The organism is Achromobacter sp. HZ34, from assembly GCF_002209485.1.
Taxonomy (GTDB): Bacteria; Pseudomonadota; Gammaproteobacteria; order Burkholderiales; family Burkholderiaceae_B; genus Bordetella_C.
Genome location: NZ_NJIX01000001.1, coordinates 668,898 through 693,844, shown reverse-complemented (window position 1 = coordinate 693,844; position 24,947 = coordinate 668,898). Strand labels below are relative to the sequence as shown.

Annotated in this window: 26 protein-coding genes; 14 read left to right on the top strand and 12 right to left on the bottom strand. The window is 62.4% G+C overall.

All coding sequences use genetic code 11. The features are described from left to right. Nucleotides 1-5 precede the first annotated feature (5 nt). The 5 genes from CEY05_RS02915 to CEY05_RS02895 form a co-directional block, all read right to left on the bottom strand. Nucleotides 6-1,055, bottom strand: a complete 1,050-nt coding sequence (locus CEY05_RS02915) for an ornithine cyclodeaminase (protein WP_088595877.1) — start codon at nucleotides 1,053-1,055, stop codon at nucleotides 6-8. Between the two features lie 183 nt (nucleotides 1,056-1,238). After that, nucleotides 1,239-1,886, bottom strand: a complete 648-nt coding sequence (locus CEY05_RS02910) for a hypothetical protein (protein WP_088595876.1) — start codon at nucleotides 1,884-1,886, stop codon at nucleotides 1,239-1,241. 126 nt (nucleotides 1,887-2,012) lie between these two features. Beyond that, nucleotides 2,013-2,312 (bottom strand): 2Fe-2S iron-sulfur cluster-binding protein, encoded by a 300-nt coding sequence (locus CEY05_RS02905; RefSeq protein WP_088595875.1) that lies wholly within the window; start codon nucleotides 2,310-2,312, stop codon nucleotides 2,013-2,015. A 25-nt stretch (nucleotides 2,313-2,337) separates the two neighbouring features. Beyond that, nucleotides 2,338-2,658: a ferredoxin gene (locus CEY05_RS02900; protein WP_088595874.1), complete on the bottom strand. Its 321-nt coding sequence runs from the start codon at nucleotides 2,656-2,658 to the stop codon at nucleotides 2,338-2,340. Between the two features lie 23 nt (nucleotides 2,659-2,681). Next, nucleotides 2,682-3,002, bottom strand: coding sequence for a 2Fe-2S iron-sulfur cluster-binding protein (locus CEY05_RS02895; protein WP_088595873.1), 321 nt, complete (start codon nucleotides 3,000-3,002; stop codon nucleotides 2,682-2,684). 272 nt (nucleotides 3,003-3,274) lie between these two features. On the opposite strand from CEY05_RS02895, the gene CEY05_RS02890 reads away from it, so the two are divergent. The 4 genes from CEY05_RS02890 (at nucleotide 3,275) to CEY05_RS02875 (ending at nucleotide 7,146) form a co-directional block, all read left to right on the top strand. Further along, complete coding sequence (locus CEY05_RS02890; RefSeq protein WP_088595872.1) at nucleotides 3,275-4,003, top strand: TenA family transcriptional regulator; 729 nt, start codon at nucleotides 3,275-3,277, stop codon at nucleotides 4,001-4,003. Nucleotides 4,004-4,098: 95 nt separating this feature from the next. Further along, entirely contained in the window at nucleotides 4,099-5,556 is a 1,458-nt protein-coding gene (locus tag CEY05_RS02885; RefSeq protein WP_088595871.1) for an aldehyde dehydrogenase family protein, read from the top strand. 102 nt (nucleotides 5,557-5,658) lie between these two features. Beyond that, nucleotides 5,659-6,135, top strand: coding sequence for a heme-binding protein (locus CEY05_RS02880; RefSeq protein WP_088595870.1), 477 nt, complete (start codon nucleotides 5,659-5,661; stop codon nucleotides 6,133-6,135). A gap of 3 nt (nucleotides 6,136-6,138) precedes the next feature. Then, entirely contained in the window at nucleotides 6,139-7,146 is a 1,008-nt protein-coding gene (locus tag CEY05_RS02875) for a 2Fe-2S iron-sulfur cluster-binding protein (RefSeq protein ID WP_088595869.1), read from the top strand. An 80-nt stretch (nucleotides 7,147-7,226) separates the two neighbouring features. Here CEY05_RS02875 and CEY05_RS02870 read toward each other — a convergent pair whose 3' ends face one another. After that, nucleotides 7,227-7,898 (bottom strand): GntR family transcriptional regulator, encoded by a 672-nt coding sequence (locus CEY05_RS02870; RefSeq protein ID WP_088595868.1) that lies wholly within the window; start codon nucleotides 7,896-7,898, stop codon nucleotides 7,227-7,229. Between the two features lie 76 nt (nucleotides 7,899-7,974). Next, on the bottom strand, nucleotides 7,975-8,217 hold the full coding sequence (locus CEY05_RS30760; RefSeq protein WP_143220261.1) for a hypothetical protein: 243 nt from the start codon (nucleotides 8,215-8,217) through the stop codon (nucleotides 7,975-7,977). A gap of 364 nt (nucleotides 8,218-8,581) precedes the next feature. Between CEY05_RS30760 and CEY05_RS02865 the strand changes: the two genes are divergently transcribed. From CEY05_RS02865 to CEY05_RS02815, 10 genes are all read left to right on the top strand, one after another. After that, nucleotides 8,582-10,114 (top strand): hypothetical protein, encoded by a 1,533-nt coding sequence (locus CEY05_RS02865; RefSeq protein WP_088595867.1) that lies wholly within the window; start codon nucleotides 8,582-8,584, stop codon nucleotides 10,112-10,114. Nucleotides 10,115-10,530: 416 nt separating this feature from the next. Beyond that, entirely contained in the window at nucleotides 10,531-11,643 is a 1,113-nt protein-coding gene (locus CEY05_RS02860; protein WP_088595866.1) for a DNA-binding protein, read from the top strand. Nucleotides 11,644-11,793: 150 nt separating this feature from the next. Further along, the gene (locus tag CEY05_RS02855) at nucleotides 11,794-12,882 is read left to right on the top strand and encodes an ABC transporter ATP-binding protein (protein ID WP_088595865.1); all 1,089 of its coding nucleotides are present in this window, start codon (nucleotides 11,794-11,796) and stop codon (nucleotides 12,880-12,882) included. Next, nucleotides 12,882-13,973 carry an ABC transporter ATP-binding protein gene (locus CEY05_RS02850; protein WP_088595864.1) on the top strand — a complete coding sequence of 364 codons (1,092 nt, stop codon included), beginning with the start codon at nucleotides 12,882-12,884 and terminating at the stop codon, nucleotides 13,971-13,973. The genes CEY05_RS02855 and CEY05_RS02850 overlap by 1 nt, the downstream gene beginning before the upstream one ends. Beyond that, on the top strand, nucleotides 13,970-14,860 hold the full coding sequence (locus CEY05_RS02845; RefSeq protein WP_088595863.1) for a carbohydrate ABC transporter permease: 891 nt from the start codon (nucleotides 13,970-13,972) through the stop codon (nucleotides 14,858-14,860). Before CEY05_RS02850 ends, CEY05_RS02845 begins: the two co-directional genes overlap by 4 nt. After that, entirely contained in the window at nucleotides 14,853-15,665 is an 813-nt protein-coding gene (locus CEY05_RS02840; protein WP_088595862.1) for a carbohydrate ABC transporter permease, read from the top strand. The genes CEY05_RS02845 and CEY05_RS02840 overlap by 8 nt, the downstream gene beginning before the upstream one ends. A 79-nt stretch (nucleotides 15,666-15,744) precedes the next feature. Next, on the top strand, nucleotides 15,745-16,053 hold the full coding sequence (locus CEY05_RS02835) for a DUF2160 domain-containing protein (protein WP_088595861.1): 309 nt from the start codon (nucleotides 15,745-15,747) through the stop codon (nucleotides 16,051-16,053). Nucleotides 16,054-16,138: 85 nt separating this feature from the next. After that, nucleotides 16,139-17,869, top strand: a complete 1,731-nt coding sequence (locus CEY05_RS02830; RefSeq protein WP_088595860.1) for an ABC transporter substrate-binding protein — start codon at nucleotides 16,139-16,141, stop codon at nucleotides 17,867-17,869. Nucleotides 17,870-18,402: 533 nt separating this feature from the next. Next, nucleotides 18,403-18,708: a hypothetical protein gene (locus CEY05_RS02820; protein ID WP_088595859.1), complete on the top strand. Its 306-nt coding sequence runs from the start codon at nucleotides 18,403-18,405 to the stop codon at nucleotides 18,706-18,708. A 109-nt stretch (nucleotides 18,709-18,817) separates the two neighbouring features. Then, on the top strand, nucleotides 18,818-19,438 hold the full coding sequence (locus tag CEY05_RS02815; RefSeq protein ID WP_198952654.1) for a hypothetical protein: 621 nt from the start codon (nucleotides 18,818-18,820) through the stop codon (nucleotides 19,436-19,438). A gap of 147 nt (nucleotides 19,439-19,585) precedes the next feature. Here the strand turns inward: CEY05_RS02815 and CEY05_RS02810 are convergent, their stop codons facing one another. From CEY05_RS02810 to CEY05_RS02790, 5 genes are read right to left on the bottom strand one after another with little or no spacing between them, the layout of a single operon-like run. After that, nucleotides 19,586-20,863 carry a M20 family metallopeptidase gene (locus CEY05_RS02810; RefSeq protein WP_088595858.1) on the bottom strand — a complete coding sequence of 426 codons (1,278 nt, stop codon included), beginning with the start codon at nucleotides 20,861-20,863 and terminating at the stop codon, nucleotides 19,586-19,588. Nucleotides 20,864-20,885: 22 nt separating this feature from the next. Continuing rightward, the gene (locus CEY05_RS02805; protein ID WP_088595857.1) at nucleotides 20,886-22,031 is read right to left on the bottom strand and encodes a Xaa-Pro peptidase family protein; all 1,146 of its coding nucleotides are present in this window, start codon (nucleotides 22,029-22,031) and stop codon (nucleotides 20,886-20,888) included. Further along, on the bottom strand, nucleotides 22,028-22,810 hold the full coding sequence (locus CEY05_RS02800; protein WP_088595856.1) for an ABC transporter permease: 783 nt from the start codon (nucleotides 22,808-22,810) through the stop codon (nucleotides 22,028-22,030). Before CEY05_RS02800 ends, CEY05_RS02805 begins: the two co-directional genes overlap by 4 nt. Further along, nucleotides 22,807-23,751: an ABC transporter permease gene (locus CEY05_RS02795; RefSeq protein WP_088595855.1), complete on the bottom strand. Its 945-nt coding sequence runs from the start codon at nucleotides 23,749-23,751 to the stop codon at nucleotides 22,807-22,809. Before CEY05_RS02795 ends, CEY05_RS02800 begins: the two co-directional genes overlap by 4 nt. Beyond that, nucleotides 23,748-24,929 (bottom strand): ABC transporter ATP-binding protein, encoded by a 1,182-nt coding sequence (locus CEY05_RS02790; RefSeq protein WP_088596205.1) that lies wholly within the window; start codon nucleotides 24,927-24,929, stop codon nucleotides 23,748-23,750. The genes CEY05_RS02795 and CEY05_RS02790 overlap by 4 nt, the downstream gene beginning before the upstream one ends. Nucleotides 24,930-24,947: the final 18 nt, after the last annotated feature.

Below are 24,947 nucleotides of genomic sequence, written 5' to 3'. Positions count from 1 at the left end.
GGGGCTCAAGCTGCCTTGCGCAAGGCTTGGCGTGACCGGCCGCCGCGTGTCTTGGAAAACAGGTCCTTGGGGTCTTCCGCGGCAGGCACCAGTTCGATGCGTTCGCCCAGGCCGTGTTGGAGCGCCAGATCGTAAGCGTAGCGCAGGGCCGAATAGTCTTCGAGGGCAAAGCCGACGGAATCGAACACGGTTACCTGGCGGGCCGATTGGCGGCCTGCGACCTGGCCGGCCAGTACGCGCCACAAGTCCACGACAGGAAAGTCCGCAGGCAGCTGCTGGATGTCGCCCTCGATACGGCTTTGCGGCTCGTATTCGACGAATACGCGCGCCTGTTTCAGGACATCCGCGTGCAGTTCCGTTTTACCGGGGCAATCGCCTCCCACGGCATTCAGATGCATACCTGGCTCCAGCATGTCGGGCGTGATGATCGTCGCCAAGGCCTTGTCCGCGGTCACTGTGGTGACGATGTCCGCTTGTCGTACCGCCTGTGCCGCGCTATCCGCTCGGATGATCTTGAGGTCAGGGTAGTGCCCCAGATTGCGCACCAGTTTGTCGGTCGCGAGCGGGTCCGTGTCATAGACGGCGATTTCTTCGATGCCCAGGTGCGCATGAAAGGCCACGGCCTGGAATTCGCTTTGGGCGCCGTTGCCGATCAATGCCATGCGCCGGGAGTCCGGTCGCGCCAACGCCTTCGCTGCCATCAGCGAGGTGGCCGCGGTGCGCAGCGCCGTCGCCAGCGTCAGCTCGGACAGCAAAACGGGATATCCCGTTTCCGTATCGGCCAGCACGCCGAATGCCATGACCGTGTACAGACCATGCGCGGTGTTGCGGGGGTGGCCGTTGACGTATTTGAAGGCGTAGCGGCTGGAATTCGAAACGGGCATGAGTTCAATCACACCGATATCGGTATGGTTCGCGACGCGGGCCGATTTGTCGAACTCCGGCCAGCGTATGAAGTCATCGCGTATCGCGCTGGACAGGTCGCCGATGAAGGTTTCGATGCCCACTGTTTGAATCAGTTGGGTCATGGTGGGTACGTCGATGAAGCAGGTCACGGAATTCTCCCCTGTGCGTTGGTGGCAAGTAGCCATCGATAGAGGGAATATTTTTGCCGCGATCCAGGGCATTGAATACGGCGCACTTTGAGCAGTTTGTAGTGCGGGTCAAGCAGGTCGATCGGTCGGATTGGCAGAAGTGGCGTGCTCTCGGCCGATGCCTTTTATGGCGGCTCCCCGGGGCTAGATGTCCATCTTCTCCCATCCCCTGTAGGCCCACTCGTATTTCCCCAGGGCGTATGACAGGAGAATCTCGGTTGCTTCGGCTGCTTCGACCGGTTTGGAGTAGCGGTAGTGCGCCCCGGTGCTCACCATCTGATGTTCGAGATGGAAGCGGTCATGGTCCGCGTACACCTGCATATACGTTCCTTCGCGCAGCTCGATCGTGGCGAAAGGGGATTGCTGGCCTGGTAGCAAAGGCACCCAGCCGCGGATGTTTTCTTCGGTCGCTGGTGCGCTGGGTCCGAACGCGGGACAGTCCAGCATTGGCTGCAAATACTCCGCGCCAATGTCAAACAGAATGAACGCATGCGCGTCCGATGCGCCGCTGGCGAAAACGGTGATGATGAAGCAGTCCTCCATCTTCACCGGGACGTGAACCAACAGAGCGTCTTCAGACGTGCTGCGGCGCGCGAAGATGGATTCCAACGGAGGCTCGGGCGTGCCTTCCAATCCAAGCGAATCAGCGTGTGCCTGCGCAAGCCGCAGCGCGGCGCGCTTGATTTCGTCACTGACCGCATGGTCGTGCGTCCCACCCTGTAGCAGGTCCAGGTATTCGTGCTTCTGAAGATGCCTTGCCGCGGGCGTGTTCGATTTCTTGGTGAAAAACATGGGAGATTCTCGGTCAGTTGGACGTCGAAGGTTTCGAATGGAGAAACGCTTCGCGCCGCCTGCGGGGTGCTTGGAACGTCGACCAACTCATCAACTGGCGAATCGGTCATTCGGAGCATACCAGCCTCACTTGCCACCGGATAAAGGTTGCCACGACACCGCAATATCGCCATTGACAAAGGCCTGGCAGGCCAGGCGCATATGATTGTCGATCTGTTCCTGGGTCAGGATCTTGCGCTCCTTGGGCGTCAGCGGCGCAAGGGATTCGTACCCGCTCTCTATGGTGCACTTGCAAGTACCGCACAGGCCGCCCCCGCACTTGAAGGGGATGCCCCCCTTTTCACGCAGGGAAGTGCGCAGCAGATTGCTGTTGTCGGGGGCTTCGACTTGCTTGTTGCCGTTGCTGATGAAGGTAATGTGGATCATGTCCGGTTCCTGTTTTGGCTCGCGGTTACGCGGTATCGGCTACTTCGCCAAGGGGCACCGCAACCAACCTCGCGTCGAGCTTGCCAAAACTGCAGAGTTGCCGGATTTCGCCGCGGCCTTCCTCCAGCGTGTCGAAGCGCTCGAGGAATTTGGATGGCACCGAATTGATCGTCGGTGTGTCGCCAGTCTCGATTACGTTGACGCGGGTCTCGCGCAGCAGTTCACCCAGCTGGAAGCGCGCACGCACGCGGCCTTCCAACACGTAGTCCCAGGCCTCGATCAGACGGATGTCGGCGTTGGCTTCCGTGCGGTAGAGGTCGGGCTTGCTGGTCAAGATGACGTACATGCTATGTGGCTCCAATCGAGCTATCAGGCTCTTGCGCCTTGGTCGGCGTCCGCGATGTCTTGCGACAGTTCGATGTCGTGCTCCAGCCAAAGTTGGCACGTCAGCCGCCAGCCCTGATCCAGACGCTCAGCCAGTTGCTTCTTTTCCTTCCAGTTGGGCGGTGGCAGGTGCTCGCCGCCGGCCAGCACCTGGCACGCACAAGTGGCGCATTTGCCCATGCCGCATTGGTAGGCCAGGTGGGGGAAGGGGAACTGCTTGATGCCGGCGCAGACGACCGGATTGGCGCCTTGCTTGACCTCTCCGGTGTAGGTCTTGCCGTTCTTATGAAAAATCAATGTAGGCATACAATTCATAATCAGTAGGATACTGTATACCGAAGTCTGATTGATAGGCGTATGTCGTGTCATCCCGGGCTAACCCGTATCAATGCTGAATTTGTCACCTTTTGCGCTAAGAAATAGCTTTGAATTGCTCTGCATCCGGGTTTTCACGGAGTGCGCAAAAACAAGCTCGCAGTTTATCTTGTATACAGTATCCCTTCCTGGCCGTGTCCTCCAGCCTCGTCAAGCCGCACGGCTTCCCCGTCACAGCAGTCTCACCGCACAAAGGAAATGCCATGTCTTCCCTCATGAGCCGCGACGAATTCCGCACTGCGCTCGAAGATGCCATCAAAGGTAAAAGCGCGAACAAGTCTCCCTTCAGCATTGCCTGGGCAGAAGGAAAGCTGAGCCGCAGCCACCTGGCCCATTGGGCCGAGAACCACTACCACTACGTGGGCCCATTCGCCGATTACCTGGGCTACCTGTATGCCCGTACTCCCGATCACATGACAGAGGCCAAGGACTTCCTGCTGGCCAATATGTACGAAGAGGAAATCGGCGGTGACCGTCATACCGACCTGTTGATTCGCTTCGCCGAAGCCTGCGGCACCACCCGTGCGCGCGTGACCGATCCCGGCAACATGTCACCTACAACTCGCGGGCTGCAGGGGTGGTGCTACAGCGTGGCCATGCGCGAAGACCCTGTCGTGGCCGTCGCCGCTTTGGTCGTGGGCCTGGAATCGCAGGTGCCCTCGATTTACCGGAAGCAGACACCCACGTTGCGCGAGAAATACGGCTTCACGGACGAAGAGGTCGAATTCTTCGACCTGCATATCGTTTCGGATGAAATCCATGGCGAGCGTGGCTACCAGATTGTGCTGGAGCATGCCAATACGCCCGAACTGCAGGCCCGCTGCTTGAAGATCTGCGAAGTCGGCGCTCAGATGCGGCTGCTCTATACCACCGCCCTGTATCGCGACTATGTCGCCAACGACATCCCTGAGGAGGAATTGCTGGCCGCCTGATCGGAACCCACCCACCCAGGCCGGGGCATCCAGGCGTCCACAACCTCGCCCCGGCCGGTGCCTTTCTCCGACCTTCCTGAAGCGTGCCAATAGCCATGACGGATTCCATCAAGCAGTACCAGAACTACATCGACGGCCAGTGGCAGCCCAGCCAGTCCGGGCGCCTGTTCGACAACATCAACCCCGCCGACACCACGGTCGTCGTGGGGCGCTTCCCCGCCTCCGGCCCGGCCGAGGCCGAAGCCGCAGTGCTTGCGGCCACCCGCGCCTTCGCCGCCTGGCGCGCCACCCCCATCAGCAAACGCGCCAAGATCCTGAATGGCGCGGCCGATTACCTCGAGGACCGCGCCGAAGCGTTCGCGCGCGACCTCACGCAGGAAGAGGGCAAGTCGCTAGCCCTTGCGCGCGACGAAATTTCGCGCACCGCCCAGACCTTCCGTTTCTATGCCGTGGAAGGTCAGACCTTTACTGGCGAGACGTATCCGCAGGACGATCCCTTGCAGTACGTCTACAGCCATCGCGAACCGCTGGGTGTGGTGACCGTCATCTCGCCCTGGAACTTTCCCGCCTCCATCCCCGCGCGCAAGATCGCGCCAGCCCTGATCACGGGCAACACCGTGGTGTTCAAACCCTCGTCCGACGCGCCACTCACCGGCGTGCACCTGGTGGAGGCCCTCGTGCACGCGGGCATCCCCGCTGGTGTGCTCAACTGCGTGATCGGCCGGGCCGGCGATGTGGGCTTGGCAATGACGGCATCCCGGGCTGTTCGCGCGATCTCGTTCACCGGCTCGACCAAGGCAGGCGAGGACATCCACCGTAGCGTGCATCTGACCACTCGCCTGCAGATGGAACTGGGCGGCAAGAACCCGCTCATTGTGATGGAGGACGCTGACCTCGACGCTGCCGTGGATCTGGCCGTCAAGGGCGGTTTCTCGCTCACTGGACAAGCCTGCACAGGCACCAGCCGCCTCATCGTCGTGCCACAGGTCAAGCAGGCCTTCACCCAGAAGCTGCTCGAGCGCGTCAAGACACTCAAGATTGGCCCCGGCTTGGAAGCCGGCATGGACCTGGGTCCGCTGGCTACCGCCAAGCAGCTGGAGACCGTGCTCAAGTACATTGCCATTGGCAAGGAAGAGGCCACCCACCTGGTGGGTGGCGAGCGCCTTCGTGGTGGCGTCTACGACGCTGGCTACTACGTGGCTCCCGCAGTGTTCACCGACGTCAGGCCAGACATGCGCATCGCGCAGGAAGAAATTTTCGGCCCGGTGCTAGCCATCATCGAGGCGGCCGACTTCAAGGAAGCAATGGCGATTGCCAACGACTCCGAGTACGGACTGTCAGCGGCTATCGCCACGACGAACCCGCGCACCATGCACCAGTTCACCCAGGACATCGAGGCCGGTACGGTCAAGATCAACCGCACCACCACAGGGAATCTGGTCAATGCGCCATTCGGCGGCCTGAAGAATTCCAGCACCTCGACCTTCCGCGAATCGGGACGTGCGGGGTTGGATTTCTTCACGCAGGTCAAAACCGTCTACCGCGGCGTCTGAGCACGTAGCAGCCGTCGCGCGTGTTTTTTTTGCCTGCCGCGGCATCGCGTAGCGACACACGACCACACCAATTACCCGTTTTGCAACTTTCCGGATACGCATATGAAAACAGCCCAGACGTTGGAATTGCACGAGGCGCGCGCCATGGCCCAGGCCGCGCTGGCCAAAGCCAAGGAGATCGGCGTGGCCGAGACCATTTGCATCGCTGACGCAGGTGGCTTTCCCATTCTGATGGAACGCATGGATGGCGCACGCGTCACGGGTCCGCAGATAGCCTGGAACAAAGCCTTCACCGCGGCTGGCCATAAGCGCTCCACCCATTTGTTCACCACTCCCCCTAATGGTCCTGCGCTTCCCGGCAACGAAGCGTTTGGCATCCAGTTGAGCTTCGAGGGCAAGTTCGCTGCCTTCGTGGGTGGCTATCCCATCGTGGTCGACGGCGATGTCGTCGGCGGCGTCGGCCTGTCCGGCGGTAACGGCGAGCAGGACACTGCCTGCGGTGTGGCAGCGCTGGCCGCCCTGCAGGCGGTCCTGGCCGGTAAAGCCGAAGTCCTTGTGCAAGCCGATATCAAGAAATAAGCGATGTCACACCACGTTTTGTGGCTGCAAACGCAGCAGAGCTTCGAAGTCAACAGGGGCGAGACCGTGCTGGATGCGGCCCGGCGGCAAGGCGTGGCCATCCCGCACGATTGCACTTTTGGCGGCTGCGGCACCTGCCGCATGACCGTCGTGCAGGGCTCGGCGCGCTATGAGGAACTGCCTATGGCGCTCTCTGAAGATGAGCTGGCTCAGGGGCAGGGCCTGGCGTGTCAGGCCCTATGTGAAAGCGACCTGGTCATCAGCATCGAAACCGTGCCATCCGCGTCCGATCCGGTGTGCATGGAGGCCACTGTCGAGACCGTATCGGCGTTGGCGCCGGACGTGACTTTGCTGAGGTTGCGGCTACCCGCCATGCCCGACGGGGAGGGTATCGTCTACGCCCCTGGGCAATACCTCAACATTCAGCTGGAAGATGGCAGCCATCGCTGCTTTTCCATGGCCAACGCGCCCGACGGTCAGAGCGTAGACCTGCACATCAAACGCATCTTGGGTGGCCGTTTCACCGATCGGATGTTGGGCTCGCTCAAACCAGGCGCAGCGATGCGAGTTGAGCTACCGCATGGCACTTTCCACTATCGTGCGCAGGACTATCAGCCGATGATCTTCGCCGCTACCGGCACGGGCATCGCGCCGATCAGGGCGATTCTGGAGTCCTTGCTGGATAACGACGACCTGCCCCCCAGTCGGCTGTATTGGGGCGTGCGCAGCCAGCAGGACCTATATCAGACGGAGGAGCTGGCGCAATGGAGCCAGCGGCTGTACGAGTTTGAGTTCGTGCCCGTGCTGTCGCGTCCCGACCCTGGGTGGAAGGGGCGTACCGGCTATGTGCAGGACGCAGTGCTGGTCGATCGGCCCGACTTGGCCGAGCATTCCGTGTATCTATGCGGATCGCCGTTCATGGTCCACGATGCCAAGGCGCGCTTTACCCAGGCGGGAGCCGATGCGACGCAAATTTACTCGGACAGTTTTACTTTCCAGAATTCAGCGTGATGCGAAAGCGGCTATCAGTGTTGCCAGCCCGGACTGCCAGAAAGCCGCCGCCAAGTTGATTTGCGGCGACGGTGCGCCCGTCACGGCTCCATCTGCGCGGCGTTGTAGACGTGCCGCGCAGCCAGGAGGCTGGCCAGTTCGGCATCACCCTTGATGACCGCGCGAAGAATCGCCGCGTGATCCTCCCAGTTCTGCTGGGCACGGTTGGCGTGGAAGGGGGCAAACAGTACGGCCGTCCGGTCGCGCAGGGTACCCATGACTTCCTGCAGGACCGAGTTCGCGGCAATGCGGCCCAGCGAGTCATGGAAGCGGCGGTTGAGGTGCGTCAACGTGCGTTCCGTGTCGGGATTGTTGGCCAGGCGCATGCCCTCGTCCAACAGGGCGTTCAATTCGGCTATCTGGTCGGGGTCGTGCCGCTGGGCGGCCAACTTTGCGTTCAAGGCTTCGAGCGTCGCGCGGACTTCAACCAGCTCGCGTAGCTGCGCTCCCTGGAATGCGGTGACAGTCGCGCCACGCCGCGGTTCGATGGTAACCAGGCCACTGGCCGCCAATTGCCGCAACGCCTCGCGCACCGGCATGCGGGAAACGGAAAACTCTTCGGATAGACGGCTTTCCACCAGGCGCTCGCCCGGCGCAATGATTCCCCCGAGGATTTTTTCACGGAGCGCCTCCACCACCAACTGGGTTAGAGGCGAATGGCTGGCTCCAAGCGGGGTTGACGGAGTAGGGGCGGTCCTGGCGGCTTTCGACATGAGCGTTATTTGGTATTGCGCGCGGGTGTGAACATTGTATACGCCCGTCGTGCCGGGCGATTCGGATGCCGATATGTCAGCGTTCGGTGGCGTGGTGTGAACGGCGGATCTCTGCAAGGGACCGGGGGTCGGTCATTGCCGCAGCCCACAGGCGTTCCGGTGAGAGCATGCGCAGGCGGCCTGCCTGCCAATCAATAAAAGGTTGTTCCAGGCGAGCCAGCAGGCCGGAAGTGCGCAGCGTATTCCAGCCATTGGTGAGTCTGGAAGGGTTGATTGCATCCCTGTCGCAGGCGACAGGGCAGAACAAAGCGTTATCCATGGTGATCTCAAAGCGTGAAGCAGGTTTTATCAGCAATGTCAGGATATTGTATACCAATGATTAGGGAATACACCTAGTTTGCCGGGATCTCGATGCTTCGGTGGCGTCGCCTGCCTCGGGGCGGTGCATCGCTGCTCTGCCGGGTCGCGGCTTTGCACCGGTTTCGCGCGATTTCACGTAGAAATACCTGGGAAAATTGCCAATTTGGTGCGGCTGCGACATGAAGGCTGGCGGATAAATCCAAGGCCGCTTCAAGCACCACCACATCCAGGGTAAACACCAGCGGGAAAATCAAACGCCTTGGGATATTGTATACCGCAGTGGACGTCCTACTCTGCGGTTCATCTTCCGCGCTGGAGCAAACATGGAGCTTTCAATCGGGCCCGCGCACTGGGCCTACCTGGCTGGCGTGTGCATCATTGTCGTCACGATGATGTGCCGGGCCAATGTCGTCGTGCCCGCAATTCTGGCCACTGCCGTGGTGACATTTTTCTGGTCGGGCAGCCTGATTACCGCGATAAGCAGCATCTTCAGCGCCAGCATGGTCGCGGCCAAGGAACTCTTCAACATATTCCTGATCATCGCGCTGATGACCGCATTGTTGAACTCGCTTAAAGGCATAGGCGCGGACGTCCGCATGGTGCGCCCTTTTCGGAAGATCATGACCAACGGGCACAACGCCTATCTGATCCTGGCCGTGGTCACTTATCTGATTTCGTTGTTCTTCTGGCCGACTCCCGCTATTCCGCTGGTAGTAGCAGTCCTGCTTCCGGCGGCGATTGCCGCGGGGCTGCCGCCACTGGCGGGCGCCATGGCGATCGCGATCGCGGGGCAGGGCATGGCGCTCTCTTCGGATTATGTGATCGGGGTGGCACCGGCCATCAGCGCCAAGGCCGCGGGGGGTATCGCGCCTTCGCTGGTGGCCGACCAGGCGCTCCAACTGTCCTGGATCGTGGGTGTGGTCGCCTTGACGCTGTGCTGGTTCAAGACCCGCAAGTTCATCCAGCCGGGCAGCGCCGCTTTGCTCGAGCGCTGGGAGCTTACGCCCGCCGGCGCGCGTGTACAGCATGTGGAGGGCGCTGCAAGCTTCGACAAGGCGTCTATCGCGCAGGGCACGGCGCATGATCATGATCTGCCGACCGAGGCCGCCATTACGGCGGAACTGCGGCGCGACGACCACTCCGGTGCCTCCAGAGCGTTCGCCGTGATCACGCCAGTCGCATTCCTGGCGATCATCTTGCTCATGATGGCGCCCAAGCTTGGCATCGCTGGCGCGCCTGACCTCAAGGGCGGGCAGGGGGCATTGGTCATAGGCGGCGTGGCGGCGTTGCTGATGATCTGTGTGACGTTCTCCGTGTGCAAAGGCCGCAGGGCTTTCGAAGCGTCTGCCGAGCATGTGACCGATGGATTTGTCTTCGCCTTCAAGGCGATGGGTGCCGTGCTTCCGATTGCGGGGTTCTTTTTTGTGGGAGCGAAGGGAACCGCGGGCGACATACTTGGCGTTGCCGCGGGCGGCCATGTGCCGGACTTGTTGTTTGAGCTCGTGCAATCGGGCCAGCATCTGCTGCCGCAGAATGGATTGTTGGTCGGCTTCGGCGTTCTTATCATGGGGATGATCACCGGGATCGACGGATCGGGCTTTGCCGGGCTGCCGCTGACCGGGGCCGTATCGGGTGCGCTGGGTCCGGTGGCCGGCGTGAATGTCTCGACCCTTGCCGCCATCGGCCAGATGGGGGCGGTGTGGACAGGGGGAGGTACGTTGATCGCCTGGTCGTCCTTGATCGCCGTGGCGGGCTTCAGCCGCGTGCCGGTCATGGAGCTTGTGCGTGCGCTGTTTCTCCCAGTGCTGGCAGGCCTGTTCCTGGCCGTGATAGGTGGAATCTTGATCTGGGGTTGACCGCAGCCGAGCGCGGGCCCTCGATGTCGACGCCGTCTTGGCGTCGGCGTCTTACGCAACGTCTGTCTTTATCCCTAGCCGGGCCAGCGACAGGCGATCAAGAAAGAAGAGGTATATGGGCGGCGCGCCAAGTGTTATCGCTTGGCGCGCTTTGACGTTTGCGCTGCTTACGCTGCGCATGGCGTTGCCTTTCCTGGCGTATGTCGTTCCAGAACGGCTTCTATCGCTCGAATAGCGACCTCCCTCTCCCGCAACGGCAAGTTGTGTAATATAATACATAACACGTATTAAATAATACATATTGGTGTGGTTAAGTCGGATAACTTTTAATTATCCGCTCTAGAACTTGATCTGCCGACGGGCGGCCGTCGTCGCAACAATGGCCGCAGCGTTTCGCGAAACAGGAGAAGGGCCTCATGGCAACTGGCGTACAAGCTTCGGATGTCTGGGCGGCGGCAGACGCGCTGTTGCAGGCGGGCGAGCAGCCCACCATAGAACGGGTGCGCCTGCATCTGGGGCGCGGCTCGCCCAATACGGTCGGTCCGCATCTCAAGGCCTGGTTCCGTGGACTGAGCGAGCGTCTGGTCGGCGGGCAGGGCCGCGGCACGGACATTCCCGTAGCGGTTACCCGCGCGGTGGCGCAGGTGTGGGAGCAGGCCTTGACCGCCGCGCGCCAGGAATGGCTGGCCGCCTCGGCCCGGGAAAGGGAAGAACTGGCCCAGGCCAGGGAGCAGATCGCGACCGACCAGGCGGCGCTGGCACAGGAACAGGTCCGTCTGCGCATCCGCGAAAGCGATCTGGAAGCCGCCGCGCAGTCTGCCCGCGCCCAGGCCACGGCTGCCGAAGAGCGCCTGCGTGGCGCCGAACGGCAGGCACGCGAAGACGCAAGCGCGCTGAAAACCCTGAACCAGCGCCTGGCCACCGTGCAGGAACAGGTCGCCGACGGCCAGCAAGCCTTGCGCGACGCCCAGGCTGTCAGCCGGGAAGCGCTGGCAGCCAGCGAAGCGCGCCACTCGGCCCACGAAAAGCGTTGGCTGGGGGAAATCGACACGCAACGCCAGGCGCTGAAGAAGGCCCAGGAAGAACTGGACCGGACGCGCAAGATGGCGGAAGCGACGGTCGAACAGTTCCAGAGCCAGGTCGCCAATTTCCAGGCGCAGGGAACGCAGTTGCAGACCCAGCTGCAAACCCAGGCCGCCGAACTGCAGGGGCAATTGGCGCAGGCCCGTGAGGACAACGATGCCCAGGCCCGCCGCGCCGCGCTGGCCGAAGCCCATGCCGAAGCCCTGGCGATCCAGATGAAAGCCGTCGCCGAAGCGACGTCGGCGGCCAGGGCGCAAGCCGATCAGTCCGCCACCCAACTGATCACGCAGAACGCCACGCTGCGCGAGCAACTGGCCGCCAAGGATCGCCAGATCGAATTGCTGATGCAGGTGGCTGCGCGGGCTGCCCCGATCACTGGAGGAGGAAAGGATGGCAAGGAGGATGAAATCCAGTCAAAGACGGGTAAACAGCCTCCTGCTGTCTGACCTCTCCACATGTTCCATCGCAATTAACGATAGGCCTTAACCCTGTTTTAGACCTTTATCTACGCTTTCACCGTTGTCTTTCTTCCGCGCTTTCAGTACAACCTCATCAAAAGCAAACTGAAAGCCCGCAGCTTTTCGCCAGGAGACGCGATGCAGCTGACGTTGGAGGATGTACAACAACGGGCGGGATCACAAGTCCTGCTCTATCCGTTCAATCTCGCCCCCCACCCGGGAGAGATGACCATCCTGCTGGGCGTGACCCAGGCAGGTAAGACGTCATTGATGCGCATCATGGCGGGTCTCGACCGGCCCAGCGACGGCACCGTGCGGGTCGATGGCGTCGACGTCACACGCGTTCCCGTGCGCGAGCGCAACGTGGCCATGGTCTACCAGCAGTTCATCAACTATCCGTCCATGACCGTGCGCGACAATATCGCGTCGCCACTGCGCCTGGGCACCGCCGACCGCGTCGATGAACGGGTCATGGCCATGGCCAGCCGGCTGCACATCGAACATCTGCTCGATCGCTATCCGGCCGAGCTGTCGGGCGGGCAGCAGCAGCGTGTCGCGCTGGCCCGCGCCCTGGTCAAGGAAGCCCCGCTGGTGCTGCTGGACGAACCCCTGGTCAACCTCGACTACAAGCTGCGCGAAGCCTTGCGCGAAGAGCTGGCCGGCTTGTTCACCGAGGGCGACGCCACGGTCATCTACGCCACCACCGAACCCGCCGAGGCCTTGCTGTTGGGTGGCTATACCGCTGTCCTGGATGCCGGCGAGCTGCTGCAATACGGGCCGACGGCGGAAGTCTTCCACTGTCCGCGCTCGATACGCGTGGCCCGCGTGTTCAGTGATCCACCGATGAACCTGTTCCTGGCGCAACGCGACGGCCAGGGGTTTGTGCTGCGTAGCGGCTTACGCGTGCAGCGGGAGCTCCCTGACGGTGGTGGCCGCGGCGACATCATGGCCGGCCTGCGCGCCGGCGCGCTGCGGCTGGAACAGCGCCCCGGCAGCCTGGCGCTCGAAGGAGAGGTCAAGCTGGCGGAAATCTCCGGGTCCGACACCTTTGTGCATGCGACGACAGCGGCCGGTGACGTGGTGGCCCAACTGCCCGGCGTGCATCGTTTCGAACTGGGGGCCCGCATCCAGCTGTACTTCGATCCGGCCCAGACCTATGCCTTCGATGCCACGGGGGACCTGCTGGTCGCGCCCGCCTATCGAGCCTTGCTGCGCGAGGACCTGTGATGGCCAGCATCGAACTGGATCTCTCGCACTCCTATGTCCCGCATCCCATTTCGGATGAAGACTACGCCTTGCTGCCCTTGAATTACACCTTCCGGGATGGCGGCGCCTACGCCTTGCTGGGGCCGTCCGGTTGCGGCAAGACCACCTTGCTGAACTGCATTTCCGGGCTGCTGCGGCCGTCTTCGGGATCGATCCGCTTCGACGGCCGCGACGTGACCGGCCAGACCCCGCAGGAACGCAATATCGCCCAGGTCTTCCAGTTCCCGGTCGTCTACGACACCATGACGGTGGCGCAGAACCTGGCGTTCCCGCTGCGCAATCGCAAGGTGCCCGAAGACAAGGTGCGAGAGAGAGTCGGGCGCATCGCCGAGATGCTGGAACTGTCGCCCGTCCTGGATCGCCGGGCGCGCAACCTGACGGCCGATGCCAAGCAGAAGATATCCCTGGGCCGTGGCCTGGTGCGCAATGATGTATCGGCGGTGCTGTTCGACGAGCCTTTGACCGTCATCGATCCGCATCTCAAATGGGAATTGCGGCGCAAGCTCAAGGAGATCCACAAGGAGCTGAAGCTGACGCTCATCTACGTCACCCACGATCAGACAGAGGCCCTGACTTTCGCTGAACGCGTGGTGGTGATGTCGCGTGGCAGGGTGGTGCAGATCGGCAGCCCGGACGATCTGTTCCTGCGGCCGTCGCATACCTTCGTCGGACATTTCATCGGTTCTCCCGGCATGAACTTCCTGCCGGCGCGCTGGTTCGATGACAGCGTTCTGGTCGGCAGCCGCCGCCTGACCGGCCTTACGCCGGCGCGCGCCCGCACGCTGGCGCAAGCGGGCGAGTTCACCCTGGGCGTGCGCCCGGAATTCACGCACCTGCGCCCCGAGGATGCACCGGGCGCATTGCCCGTGACAGTCACGCGCCTGCAGGACGTCGGCACCTATCTGCTGCTCACCGGCACCTTTGAACAATATGTGGTCAGGGCGCGCCTGCCCCTGGACAGCGAAGTGGCAATGACGCCGGGCAACATCGTCTGGCTGTCGGTACTGAACTCGAAGACCTGTTTCTACCGCGACGAGGCGCTGATTCCATGAAGCCGATCAATCAGAAAGCCTGGTTCCTGATCCTCCCCGTGGTGCTGTCAGTGGCATTCTCCGCGATCCTGCCGCTGATGACTGTGGTCAATTATTCGGTGCAGGACATCATCGCTCCGGATCGTCGCGTCTTCGTCGGTACCGAGTGGTTTGCCGCCGTTCTGCAGGACGAAGAACTGCACAATGCCTTGTTCCGGCAGATCGGGTTTTCGCTGGCCGTGCTGGTCGTCGAGATTCCCCTGGGCATCCTGCTGGCGCTATGCATGCCGGCGCACGGGTGGCGCGCGTCGGCGGTGCTGGTGGTCGTGGCCTTGTCATTGCTCATTCCCTGGAACGTGGTCGGGACGATATGGCAGGTGTTCGGCCGCAGCGATATCGGCCTGCTGGGCGCCGCCCTGGCGGGGCTGGGCGTCAATTACAACTACACGGCCAATGTCCTCGACGCCTGGCTTACCGTGCTGATCATGGACGTGTGGCACTGGACGCCGCTGGTCGCCTTGCTTTGTTATGCCGGCCTGCGGGCCATTGCGCCGGCGTATTACCAGGCCGCGCGCATCGACGGCGCATCGCGGCTGGCCGTCTTCCGCTATATCGAACTGCCCAAGATGCGCGGCGTGCTGATGATTGCCGTGCTGCTGCGTTTCATGGACAGCTTCATGATCTACACGGAGCCCTTCGTCCTGACGGGCGGCGGCCCCGGCAACGCCACCACGTTCCTGTCCCAATATCTGACGCAGAAAGCAGTGGGCCAATTCGACCTGGGACCGGCGGCGGCGTTCTCCATCGTGTATTTCCTGATCATCCTGCTGCTGTGCTTCATCCTCTACAACTGGATCCAACGCGCCGGCACGTCGGGCGCGGCGGACGAGGAGAATGTCCATGCGTGAGAAGCCTATCATCTGGCGCAGTGTCTTCCTGGTCGTCTACCTGGTGTTCGCCATCCTGCCGTTGTACTGGATGCTGAACATGTCGTTCAAGACCAATACGGAGATCGTCAGCTCGCTGACCCTCTGGCCGCATGACTTCACCTTGCGCCATTACCGGACCATCTTCACCGATCCCTCCTGGTATTCGGGCTACATCAACTCCCTGATCTATGTGGTGGTCAACACGGTGATTTCACTGCTGGTGGCCTTGCCGGCGGCCTACGCCTTTTCGCGCTACAGCTTCATCGGCGACAAGCATGTGTTCTTCTGGCTGTTGACCAACCGCATGACGCCGCCGGCGGTGTTCCTGTTGCCGTTCTTCCAGCTGTATAGCGCGCTGGGCCTGATGGACACTCACCTGGCCGTAGCCCTGGCGCATCTGGTATTCAACGTGCCGCTGGCCGTCTGGATCCTGGAAGGCTTCATGTCCGGCGTGCCGCGGGAAATCGACGAGACCGCCTATGTGGACGGCTATTCCTTTCCCCGCTTTTTCCTGACCATCTTCCTGCCCCTGATCAAGGCCGGGGTGGGCGTGACGGCGTTCTTCTGCTTCATGTTCAGCTGGGTGGAGCTGCTGTTGGCGCGCACCCTGACGTCGGTCAATGCCAAACCCATCGTCGCCACGATGACGCGCACGGTATCGGCTTCCGGAATGGATTGGGGCGTGCTGGCCGCGGCCGGTGTCCTGACCATCGTGCCCGGCGCCATCGTCATCTGGTTCGTGCGCCACTACATCGCGAAGGGATTCGCCATGGGGCGCGTATAGCAACGGCGGCGGCGCGCGAACTGGATGTCGCACGCCGCATTACGAGTGTCTGGCTGCGGGCGTATCGAAGGAGACTCGCATGTTCGACTGGATGGTCTGGACGCTGCCCGTGGCCGTGTTCTTCGGCTGCATCGTGGTGATGCTGGCGGGCATGACGGTGGCCGAACTGCGCTCGCCCACGCGCTTGCGCAAAGGTTTCCTGCCTATCGCCACGACACGTGGTGACCGCCTGTTCATCGGTTTGATGTGCGCGGCCTGGGTCAATCTGGTGTTCGTCGGCCTGGGCGAACGCTTCGCCTCCTGGTTCTCGCTGGAGAATCCGCCGTCGATATGGATCAGTTTCGTGATTTCCATGTTGTTGCTGGGATTCATCATGCGCAAGGGCTAGCTGGTTCTTCGCACGGACCACGGCCCCCCGCTTTCCCCGGCCCTGTCCGCTTCACTACATGGGGAAGGCTACCGAGGAGACAGTCATGAAATTGCGTATGCATGCCGTGGCGGCCGCCATCGCCCTGATCGGAACGCCGGGCGCATGGGCGGGAGAGCCGGAGGCGCAGAAGTGGATCGACACTGAATTCCAGCCTTCGACGTTGTCCAAGGACCAGCAGATGGCGGAGATGAAGTGGTTCATCGAGGCGGCCGCCAAGCTGAAGGCCAAGGGGGTCAATGAGGTCAATGTGGTGTCCGAGACCATCACCACGCACGAGTACGAGTCCAAGACCTTGGCTCGGGCTTTTGCCGAGATCACCGGGATCAAGGTCAACCACGACATCATCCAGGAAGGTGACGTGGTCGAGAAACTGCAGACCTCCATGCAATCAGGTAAGTCCATTTACGACGGGTGGATCTCCGATTCGGATCTGATCGGCACCCACTACCGCTACGGCGCCATCCTGCCGCTGACCGACTATATGCAGGGGGCGGGCAAGGAGTACACCAACCCCGGCCTGGATCTGCAGGACTTCATCGGCACCCGGTTCACGACGGCGCCGGACGGCAAGCTTTACCAGTTGCCCGACCAGCAATTCGCCAACGTGTATTGGTTCCGCGCCGACTGGTTCGCCCGCGAGGACCTGCGCGACAAGTTCAAGGCCAAGTACGGCTATGAGCTGGGCGTGCCGACGAACTGGTCCGCCTACGAGGACATTGCCGAGTTCTTCAGCAACGACGTGAAGGAACTGGATGGCAAGCGCATCTATGGGCATATGGACTATGGCAAGAAGGATCCTTCGCTGGGGTGGCGCTTCACCGATGCCTGGCTGTCCATGGCCGGCGCCGCCGACAAGGGGCTGCCCAATGGCATGCCGGTGGACGAGTGGGGCATACGCGTGGCGGACGACAAGTGCACGCCGGTGGGTGCGTCGGTCGCGCGGGGCGGGGCAACCAATAGTCCGGCCGCGGTGTATGCCTTGACCAAGTACATAGACTGGATGAAGAAGTACGCGCCGCAGCAGGCGATGGGGATGACGTTCTCGGAGTCGGGGCCCGTGCCGGCGCAGGGGCAGATCGCGCAGCAGGTCTTCTGGTACACGGCGTTCACGGCCGATATGACCAAGAAGGGGTTGCCGGTGGTGAATGCGGATGGGACGCCCAAGTGGCGCATGGCGCCGTCACCGTATGGTCCTTACTGGAAGGACGGCATGCAGAACGGCTACCAGGATGTGGGATCCTGGACGTTCTTCAAGTCGACCGATCCGAACCGGATGTCGGCGGCGTGGCTCTATGCGCAATTCGTCACGTCGAAGTCGGTGTCCTTGAAGAAGTCCATTACCGGTCTGACCTTTATCCGGGACAGCGACATCCACAGCGACTACTTCACCAAGAATGCCGCGAATTATGGCGGCTTGATCGAGTTCTACCGCAGCCCGGCACGGGTGGCGTGGACGCCGACCGGCAACAACGTGCCCGACTATCCCAAGTTGGCACAACTCTGGTGGAACAACGTCGCCGCCGCGGTGACGGGAGAGAAGTCGCCGCAACAGGCCATGGATAACCTGGCCAATGAAATGGATCAGGTCATGGCCAGGCTGGAGCGGGCAGGGATGGCGCATTGCGCCCCGAAACTCAATGCCCGCAGCGATCCGTCGAAGTGGCTGTCGGATGAACATGCGCCGTGGAAGAAGCTGGCGAATGAGAAGCCGAAGGGGGAAACGATAGCTTATGACAAACTGTTGCAGGCTTGGAAGGAAGGGAAGGTGAGGTGAGTTAGCGCAGGTTTGTTGGATGGATTTTTAGCTGAAGATCGGGATGTCAGCGTCCTCGAAACTACTTTATAAAAAATCTATAAACTATTGATCAACAACTATAATTCCTTCTTTTATTGATCTTTCGCCCCGCCCGGAAAGCGGGGCTATTCATTTGTGCTACTGAAGAAACAAATCGCAAATTTTGCGGTGTTTTTGGAGTTTTCTGGGGAAGGGGCGATCAACCCCGATGACGTAATTCAGGCTCTGGAGCAACTGGCGGCCACTCTGCAGATGGCGAGTGAGGAAGTCCGCTCTTCGTTGTGCTCCAGTTTCAGGGATATCTCGGGCGAATATAAAGGCGAGCGCGCCGAGTTCGTGGAATCGCTTGGCGAAGCTCTGGGCTTGATGAACAGTCGCCACGTGCCTCCTGAGACAGGTTGTGCGGATGTCGAACGATCGATCCGGGGGATGTCGACTATGAATGCCGTCCGCTGTCGGGCGTGTCCTACGGAACGTACGGGGACGTCGGCACGAAGCCGCAGCCGAAACCTATGAGCATGGTCAAAGTCACCTCTGAATACGGATTGGTTATCCGGCGGCGCGCTCTCCAGGAGCGTGGCGTGTCGCAGGCCGGGCTGCAAACCGCGATGGAAGGTGTGAATCTTCTCGACGAGAACGAAGACCTTATTTCATTCGGGCCGTGCTTCGGGCAGGAGACGCTCGACGTACTGATCTGCCGGCTATCGGCACTCGGCCTCAGCTACTTTGACGACTTCGTTGAGGTTGTCGCCGACTATCCATCGTGGTGCCAGCCGGCGATGTCGTACGCGCAGCCGATGAAGGGAGGCGGGGAGTGATAAGCTTGCGTCCCCGTTAACGCCTGCTTTTGTCTACACACCGAAGCTACCCATGAGATTCCCAACGCGTCGCCATGCTCTGACCTCGTTTCTCCAGCAACCCCGACGTTTGCCGTCGCCGCTCTTGCAGGCGGCTGCCACGGCGCTGATTGCCACGGCTACGCTACCCGGTATCGCTTCCGCGCAGGCGTCCACGACGCTGCCTGCCGCCATCGCGAAGCAACTGCCCAAGGGTATGCAGGTTCTCGCCGCGGAAAAAGCAGGGGATCTGGATGGGGACGGGAAGACGGACTACCTGGTCATCCTGGCGCAGCCGCGCGAAGGGGATTATCGCCGGACCGAGAAGCCGGCGCCGGCGCGGCCGTTGCTGGTGTTTCTTGGGCAAGCCGACGGCGGCTATCGCTTGCAGGGGCGTAATGACGAGGTCGTCTTCCGCGCCGACCAGGGCGGGCAATGCGATCCGATCACGGATAACGATGCACCTTTCGCGACCAAGGGCCGCTACTTCACCGTGCAGAACGGCGTGTCTTGCGGCAGCCATTGGACGGACTACATTACCTTCCGCTACGACGCCAAGCAGCGTGACTTCGTCTTCAGCTCCCGCATTTCGGAAAGCTGGAGACTGAATGACAAGCCGAAGGGAGAAGCCCTGGTCTCCGAAGGACGGAACGTCGAACGCGGCGATCCCAAGGATCCGATTACATTCGCGAACTACAAGATCATTCCTTGAACCGCGTCGTCAGCTGAGGCCTGCCGCCCAAAACGGCAGATTGAATCGAACAGCAATCCGTAATCCCGGCGACAGGCTGAATCCTGGCAGTGAAGGTCGCCCGGCCGCCAAAAGCGTACGACGCAAAATGCGGAGTACATAGCCACCTCAGCCGCATATGTCCAATATCGTCAGCATGTAGACCCGGATCGCGGCCAGATAGTCCGCGATATCCACCCGTTCATCCGGCATGGTGTTGTACTTCCCGCCAGGCCCGCAGACCACGCCGGCCATCCCCCGCCTCTGATAGAAGTGCGCCGCATCGGTGCCGTAGAAAGCGGGCGGACGCAATGCCCCGGTCGGTTGTTCGACACCCCGGACCCGCCGATACGCCTGATTGACGGCCTGTACGATCCGGTTGTCCGGCGCCACCTCGAAGGGCAGCATCGTGGGACGGTCATCGTTGCGGTTGATCGTGACGGTCGCACGGATGCCGGGGAGGGTGAACTCCATCTCGTCCAGCATTCTCCGCAGGTCTGCCATGACGCCATCTTCGCTCTGGCCGGGCGCATAGCGCGCCGACCCCTGGATGCGCACGAAGTCCGCAACCTGGGGCGCCCGCCATTCCAGCATTTCCCGACCCAGCCCGCCCCGCATGACGCCGACGTGCGCCCGGTTGATGGACGCATGGCGTTCGCTGGCAGCACCGGAAAAAGTCATGGCATTGATGCGCGGAACCAGCCAGCAACCTGCCATGATGGCGTCGGCCGCTTCCTCGCGCTTGGACAGGTGACGCGTGTTGCCGGTGATTTCGATGACGAAGACGAAGGACCCCGCGTGCATGGTCAGCGCCTGCACGTCCGTCGGCTCCGCATTGACGAAGTAGTCGGCCTTGATGCCCTGGTCGATCGCGGCGACCGTGCCTATGCCGCCTTGCAGTTCGCCGACGACGTAGGTCAGTACGACATCACCCGGCAGCCGCACACCCTGGTCGATCAGGGTCTTGACCGCACAGTAATAGGCGGCGTCGCCCGCTTTCATGTTCGAGACGCCGTTACCGTAGATGAATTCGTCGTCGTACAAGCCACCCCAGGGATCCACGGTCCACCCTTCGGAGACCGGATTGGTGTCCAGATGCCCGTTGAAAAGAAGACTCTTGCCGGCGCCATGAACGCCAGCGAGCCCGCCGAAGCCGTGAGGGCCACCTGAGCCGTCGGAGCCCCCGGCCGCCCCCGTCCCACGCCACCGCCCGATCGCATTCACCCGCCCACCCGGCACCGGCGTCAATTCCGCCTCCAGCCCGATGTCCCGCATGCGCTCCACCATGAACGCGGCCAGCTCGCGCTCCCCCGGCGTGGCGCTGTAGCTTTTGTGCCTGAGCATCCGGGCCAGGAATTCCAGGCTGGCTTTCTCATCCAGTGCGGCGAGCAGATCGACAGTGTCCATGGCGGCTCCTATTTCCTCTGTCCTATGCACCTGCGGTGTACAGTTTGCGGGGCAGTTGCGTCAGCCGCCGTGGGCCGTCGCTCTCGACCAGCACCGTTTCGCTGATGGCCAGGCCGCGTGCGGACGTATACATGTGAAAGACCATGCCCGCCTCCAGCGTCCAGTCGGAATGCGGTCCAAAGACACGGGTGAAATCGCTGGAACGCACCGGCTGCTGGGAGTAATACCCGACCGTGTAGCCCGTGATGTTGTCGTAGCTCTCGCGCAGGCCGGCGCGCAGCACGCCGTCACGCAGCAGCGCATCGACCGCGTGGGCGGATGCGCCGGGCACCATGGCAACGATCTGCGCGTCCTGCAGCGCGATGAGTTTTTCCGCGGTGTCGCGCTGCAGCGCGGTGGGCTCGCCCATGACGACGCTGCGCATGATGCGGGCGCTGTAGCCGCGGAAACGCGGCACCAGTTCGATATGCAGGACGTCGCCAGACTGCATCGGCGTATCGTGCAGATGGCCGTGCAGGAAGCCCCAGTCCTTGCCGTAGGTGATCGGTCCGACGTGGCCCGGCAGTCCACCCAGCTCGATGTAGCGGGCGGCCGCGAAGGCCGCCATGTCGCGGCCGCTCATGCCGATGCGCGCACGCGCCGCCATCTCGCCCATGGTCTGGTCGGCGATGCCGCTGGCGCGTTCGATGTGCTGTACCTCGGCGGCGGACTTGACCAGGCGCAGTTCCCAGGGCACGTTCGTCATGGCGACGAAAGTGGCGCCGGGCAAGCCTGCCTGCAGACGCTGGAACACGTCGACGGTCATGCCATGGCTGCCGAAGTCGATACCCAGGCGCAGGTTGGTGCCCCAGCGCTGCTTGATTTCAGCCGTCAGCAGATCCACGGGATCCTGCGCGTCGGCATAACCGACATGCTGTTCGAACCAGGCGGTTTCCAGGAAGGGGGCGGTGTCCAAGCTGCGCAGGACCATCAGCGGTTCGCCTTCCAGCGGCACCAGGCAGGCGCGGTAATAGCTGATCGAACGTTCGTAGCCGGTGAAATAGGCCAGGATCTCGATGTCGTCCAACAGCATGACCTCGGCGCCGCGCTCGCGCATGACGGCACGCAGGCGCGCGACGCGCCCTTCGAATTCAGCGCGGTTGAAAGACGGAATATCGGGGGAGGTCATGCTTGCTCCTTGCGTTGGAGGAAATTGCCGAAGGCCAGGGCGGCGGCGGAAAAGAGGATCAACAGCGCGCTGACGGCGGCGATGGTCGGGTCCAGCTGGAACTGCACGGCGTTCCAGATGCGCACCGGCAGCGTCTGCTGTTCGGGTGAAGACAGGAATAGCGCCACCAGCAATTCCTCGAATGAACTGAGGAAGGCGAAGATGGCGGCCGCGGCGATGCCGGGCGCGATCAAGGGCAGGGTGATGCGCCTGAGCGCCACCAGCCGGCTCGCGCCCAGGCTCAATGCAGCCTGCTCCAGCCGCATGTCGAAGGCCTGCAGGGTTGCGGACAGGATGATGGTCGCCACCGGAATCGCCAGCGCCACGTGGCCGATCACCATGCCGGCCAGGGCTGGGATGTGCACCGCGGAAAAGAAGAAGTACACGGCGATGGAGGTGATGATGTGAGGCACGATCATGGGCATCAGCACCACCGCGTAAACCAGGCGCTTGCCGCGGAAATCGTTGCGCACCAGTGCCAGCGCGACGGCCAGCGCCAGCAGCACGGCGAAGAGCGTGGACAGCAGCGCCACGACCACGCTCAGGCGCAGGGACGACATCCAGCCCGGGTCGGTCAACACGGTATGGAACCAGCGCCACGAAATGCCCGTGGGGGGAAATGACAGGTAGTCCGAGCGATTGGCCGCCAGGGGAAAGATGATCAGGATGGGCAGGATCAGGAAGGCCAGTACCAGCGCCCCCACGATCCGGATGAACCAGCCGGGCATGCGTTCTTTCATCGTTGCTTGGCCCTGAAAAGTTGTTCCATGCCCACGATGCGGTCGTAGACGAAAAAGGCGACCAGGGTCAGCGCCAGCAGTACGGCGGCCAGCGTCGACGCGAATGGCCAGTCGAAATAGGTTTCGACCTGCTGCTGGATAATCATGGATATCATGGCGTCGCGGTCGCCTCCCATCAGCGCTGGCGTGATGAAGAAACCCAGGCTCATGATGAAGACGATCAGTGCGCCGGCAGCGACGCCGGGCAGGCTCATCGGCAGGAAAACGCGCATGAAAGCCGACCGCCGCGTGGCGCCCAGGCTGTGGGCAGCCCGCAGCAGCCCGCTGTCGATGCCCCGCATCACGCTGTAGAGCGCCAGCACCATATACGGCAGCAGGACGTAGGTCATCCCCACCAGCACCGCGAAGCGGTTGTACATCAAGGGCAAGGGCGCATCGATGAGACCCAGGGTCTTGAGCAGGCGGTTGACGATGCCATCGCTGCCCAGCAACACCATCCACGCATAGGTCCGCACCAGGATGCTGGTGAAGTAGGGCACGATCACCAGTATCATCAGCAGCCCCGCCGTGCGCGGCCGCAACGCCGACAGCAGATAGGCCAGCGGATAGCCCAGCAACAGCGTGCACAGTGTCGTCAACAGGGCGATCTCGAAAGTGATCCGCAGGATCTGCCACCACACGGGCTCGGCCAGCAGCCTGCCGTAGTTGGCCAGGCCGATGCTTTTCGCCGGTCCTTCGAAGCTGTGTCCCAGCATACCCAGCAGGGGATAGACGAAGAAGACGGCCAGGAAGACCAGGGCAGGCGCCAGCAGCAGCCACGCGCGGCGGCTGCCCGGCGAACGCGGGGCGGTAGCGGCACCCGGGGCACCCGGGGCGGCCGGACTACCCGACCCACCTGAGCTACGCGGGCTGACCGGTGTGTTACTCGCGGCGGCGCTCATGGCTGCTGGTCCTGCGTGGCGGCTTCGTGGTCGGGTGACCCGGGCAGCAGCCAGCCATCCTCGGGCGCCCAGCGCACCGCTACCTGCTGGCCTGGTTCGAACAGGCCCGCACCGCTACGATTGGCTTCCTGCACCGTGATGGCGGTGCCGTCGGCCAGGCGCACCGTACGGCGGGTGGCGTGGCCCAGGTAGACGACTTCGCTGACCGTGCCGGTCAGGCAGTTCTCCGACGGGGCGGTCGGGTCGGCCTGGCCGATACGCAGTTTCTCCGGCCGCAGGACCAGCGTGGCCGCGGCACCGGTGGACAGGGCGGCAGCGCTTTGCGCCACGCCGGTGCCGCCACCAGGCAGGGCGACCACCGTGCCGGCATTCGCCACGCCGACGTTGACGACCCGCGTCCGGATGAAATTGGACTGGCCGACGAAATCCGCCACCCAATGCGTCGCCGGACGGTCATAGAGATCCGCCGGCCGGCCGATCTGCACGATGCGGCCGGCCTGCATCACGGCGATGCGATCCGACATGGTCAAGGCTTCTTCCTGGTCGTGCGTCACGTAGACCACGGTGGCGCCCAGTTCGCCCTGGATACGCTTGATCTCCATCTGCATGTGCTCGCGCAGCTTCTTGTCCAAGGCGCCCAGCGGTTCGTCCATGAGCAGCACGCGCGGGCTGAACACCAGCGCGCGGGCCAGCGCCACGCGTTGCTGCTGGCCGCCGGAGAGTTGGCGCGGATAGCTGCCCGCCTTGTCCGGCAGGTGCACCATTTCCAGGGCCTGGCCGACCAGCCGTTCACGTTCGCTTTTGCCGACCCCCCGCATCTCCAGCGGGAAGGACACGTTCTGGCGCACGGTCAGGTGGGGAAACAGCGAGTAGTTCTGGAACACCACGCCCAGGTTGCGCTTGGCCGGTGGCGTGCCATTGATCGCCTTGCCGTCGATGCGGATCTCGCCAGACGTCGGATCGGTGAAGCCGGCGATCATCATCAGGGTGGTGGTCTTGCCCGAACCGCTGGAGCCCAGCAAGGTGACGAACTCACCGGGCTGGATGTCGAGGTCGACGCCGTGAACGGCATTGGCGTTGCCGTATTGCTTGTGTACCGCGCTCAGCGTCAGGCTGGCGCCGATGCGCGCAGGCGCACCGGTGTCTGCGTGAGCGGGGATCCCTTTGGTATTTTGCATCGTGTCGTCCGCCAACCA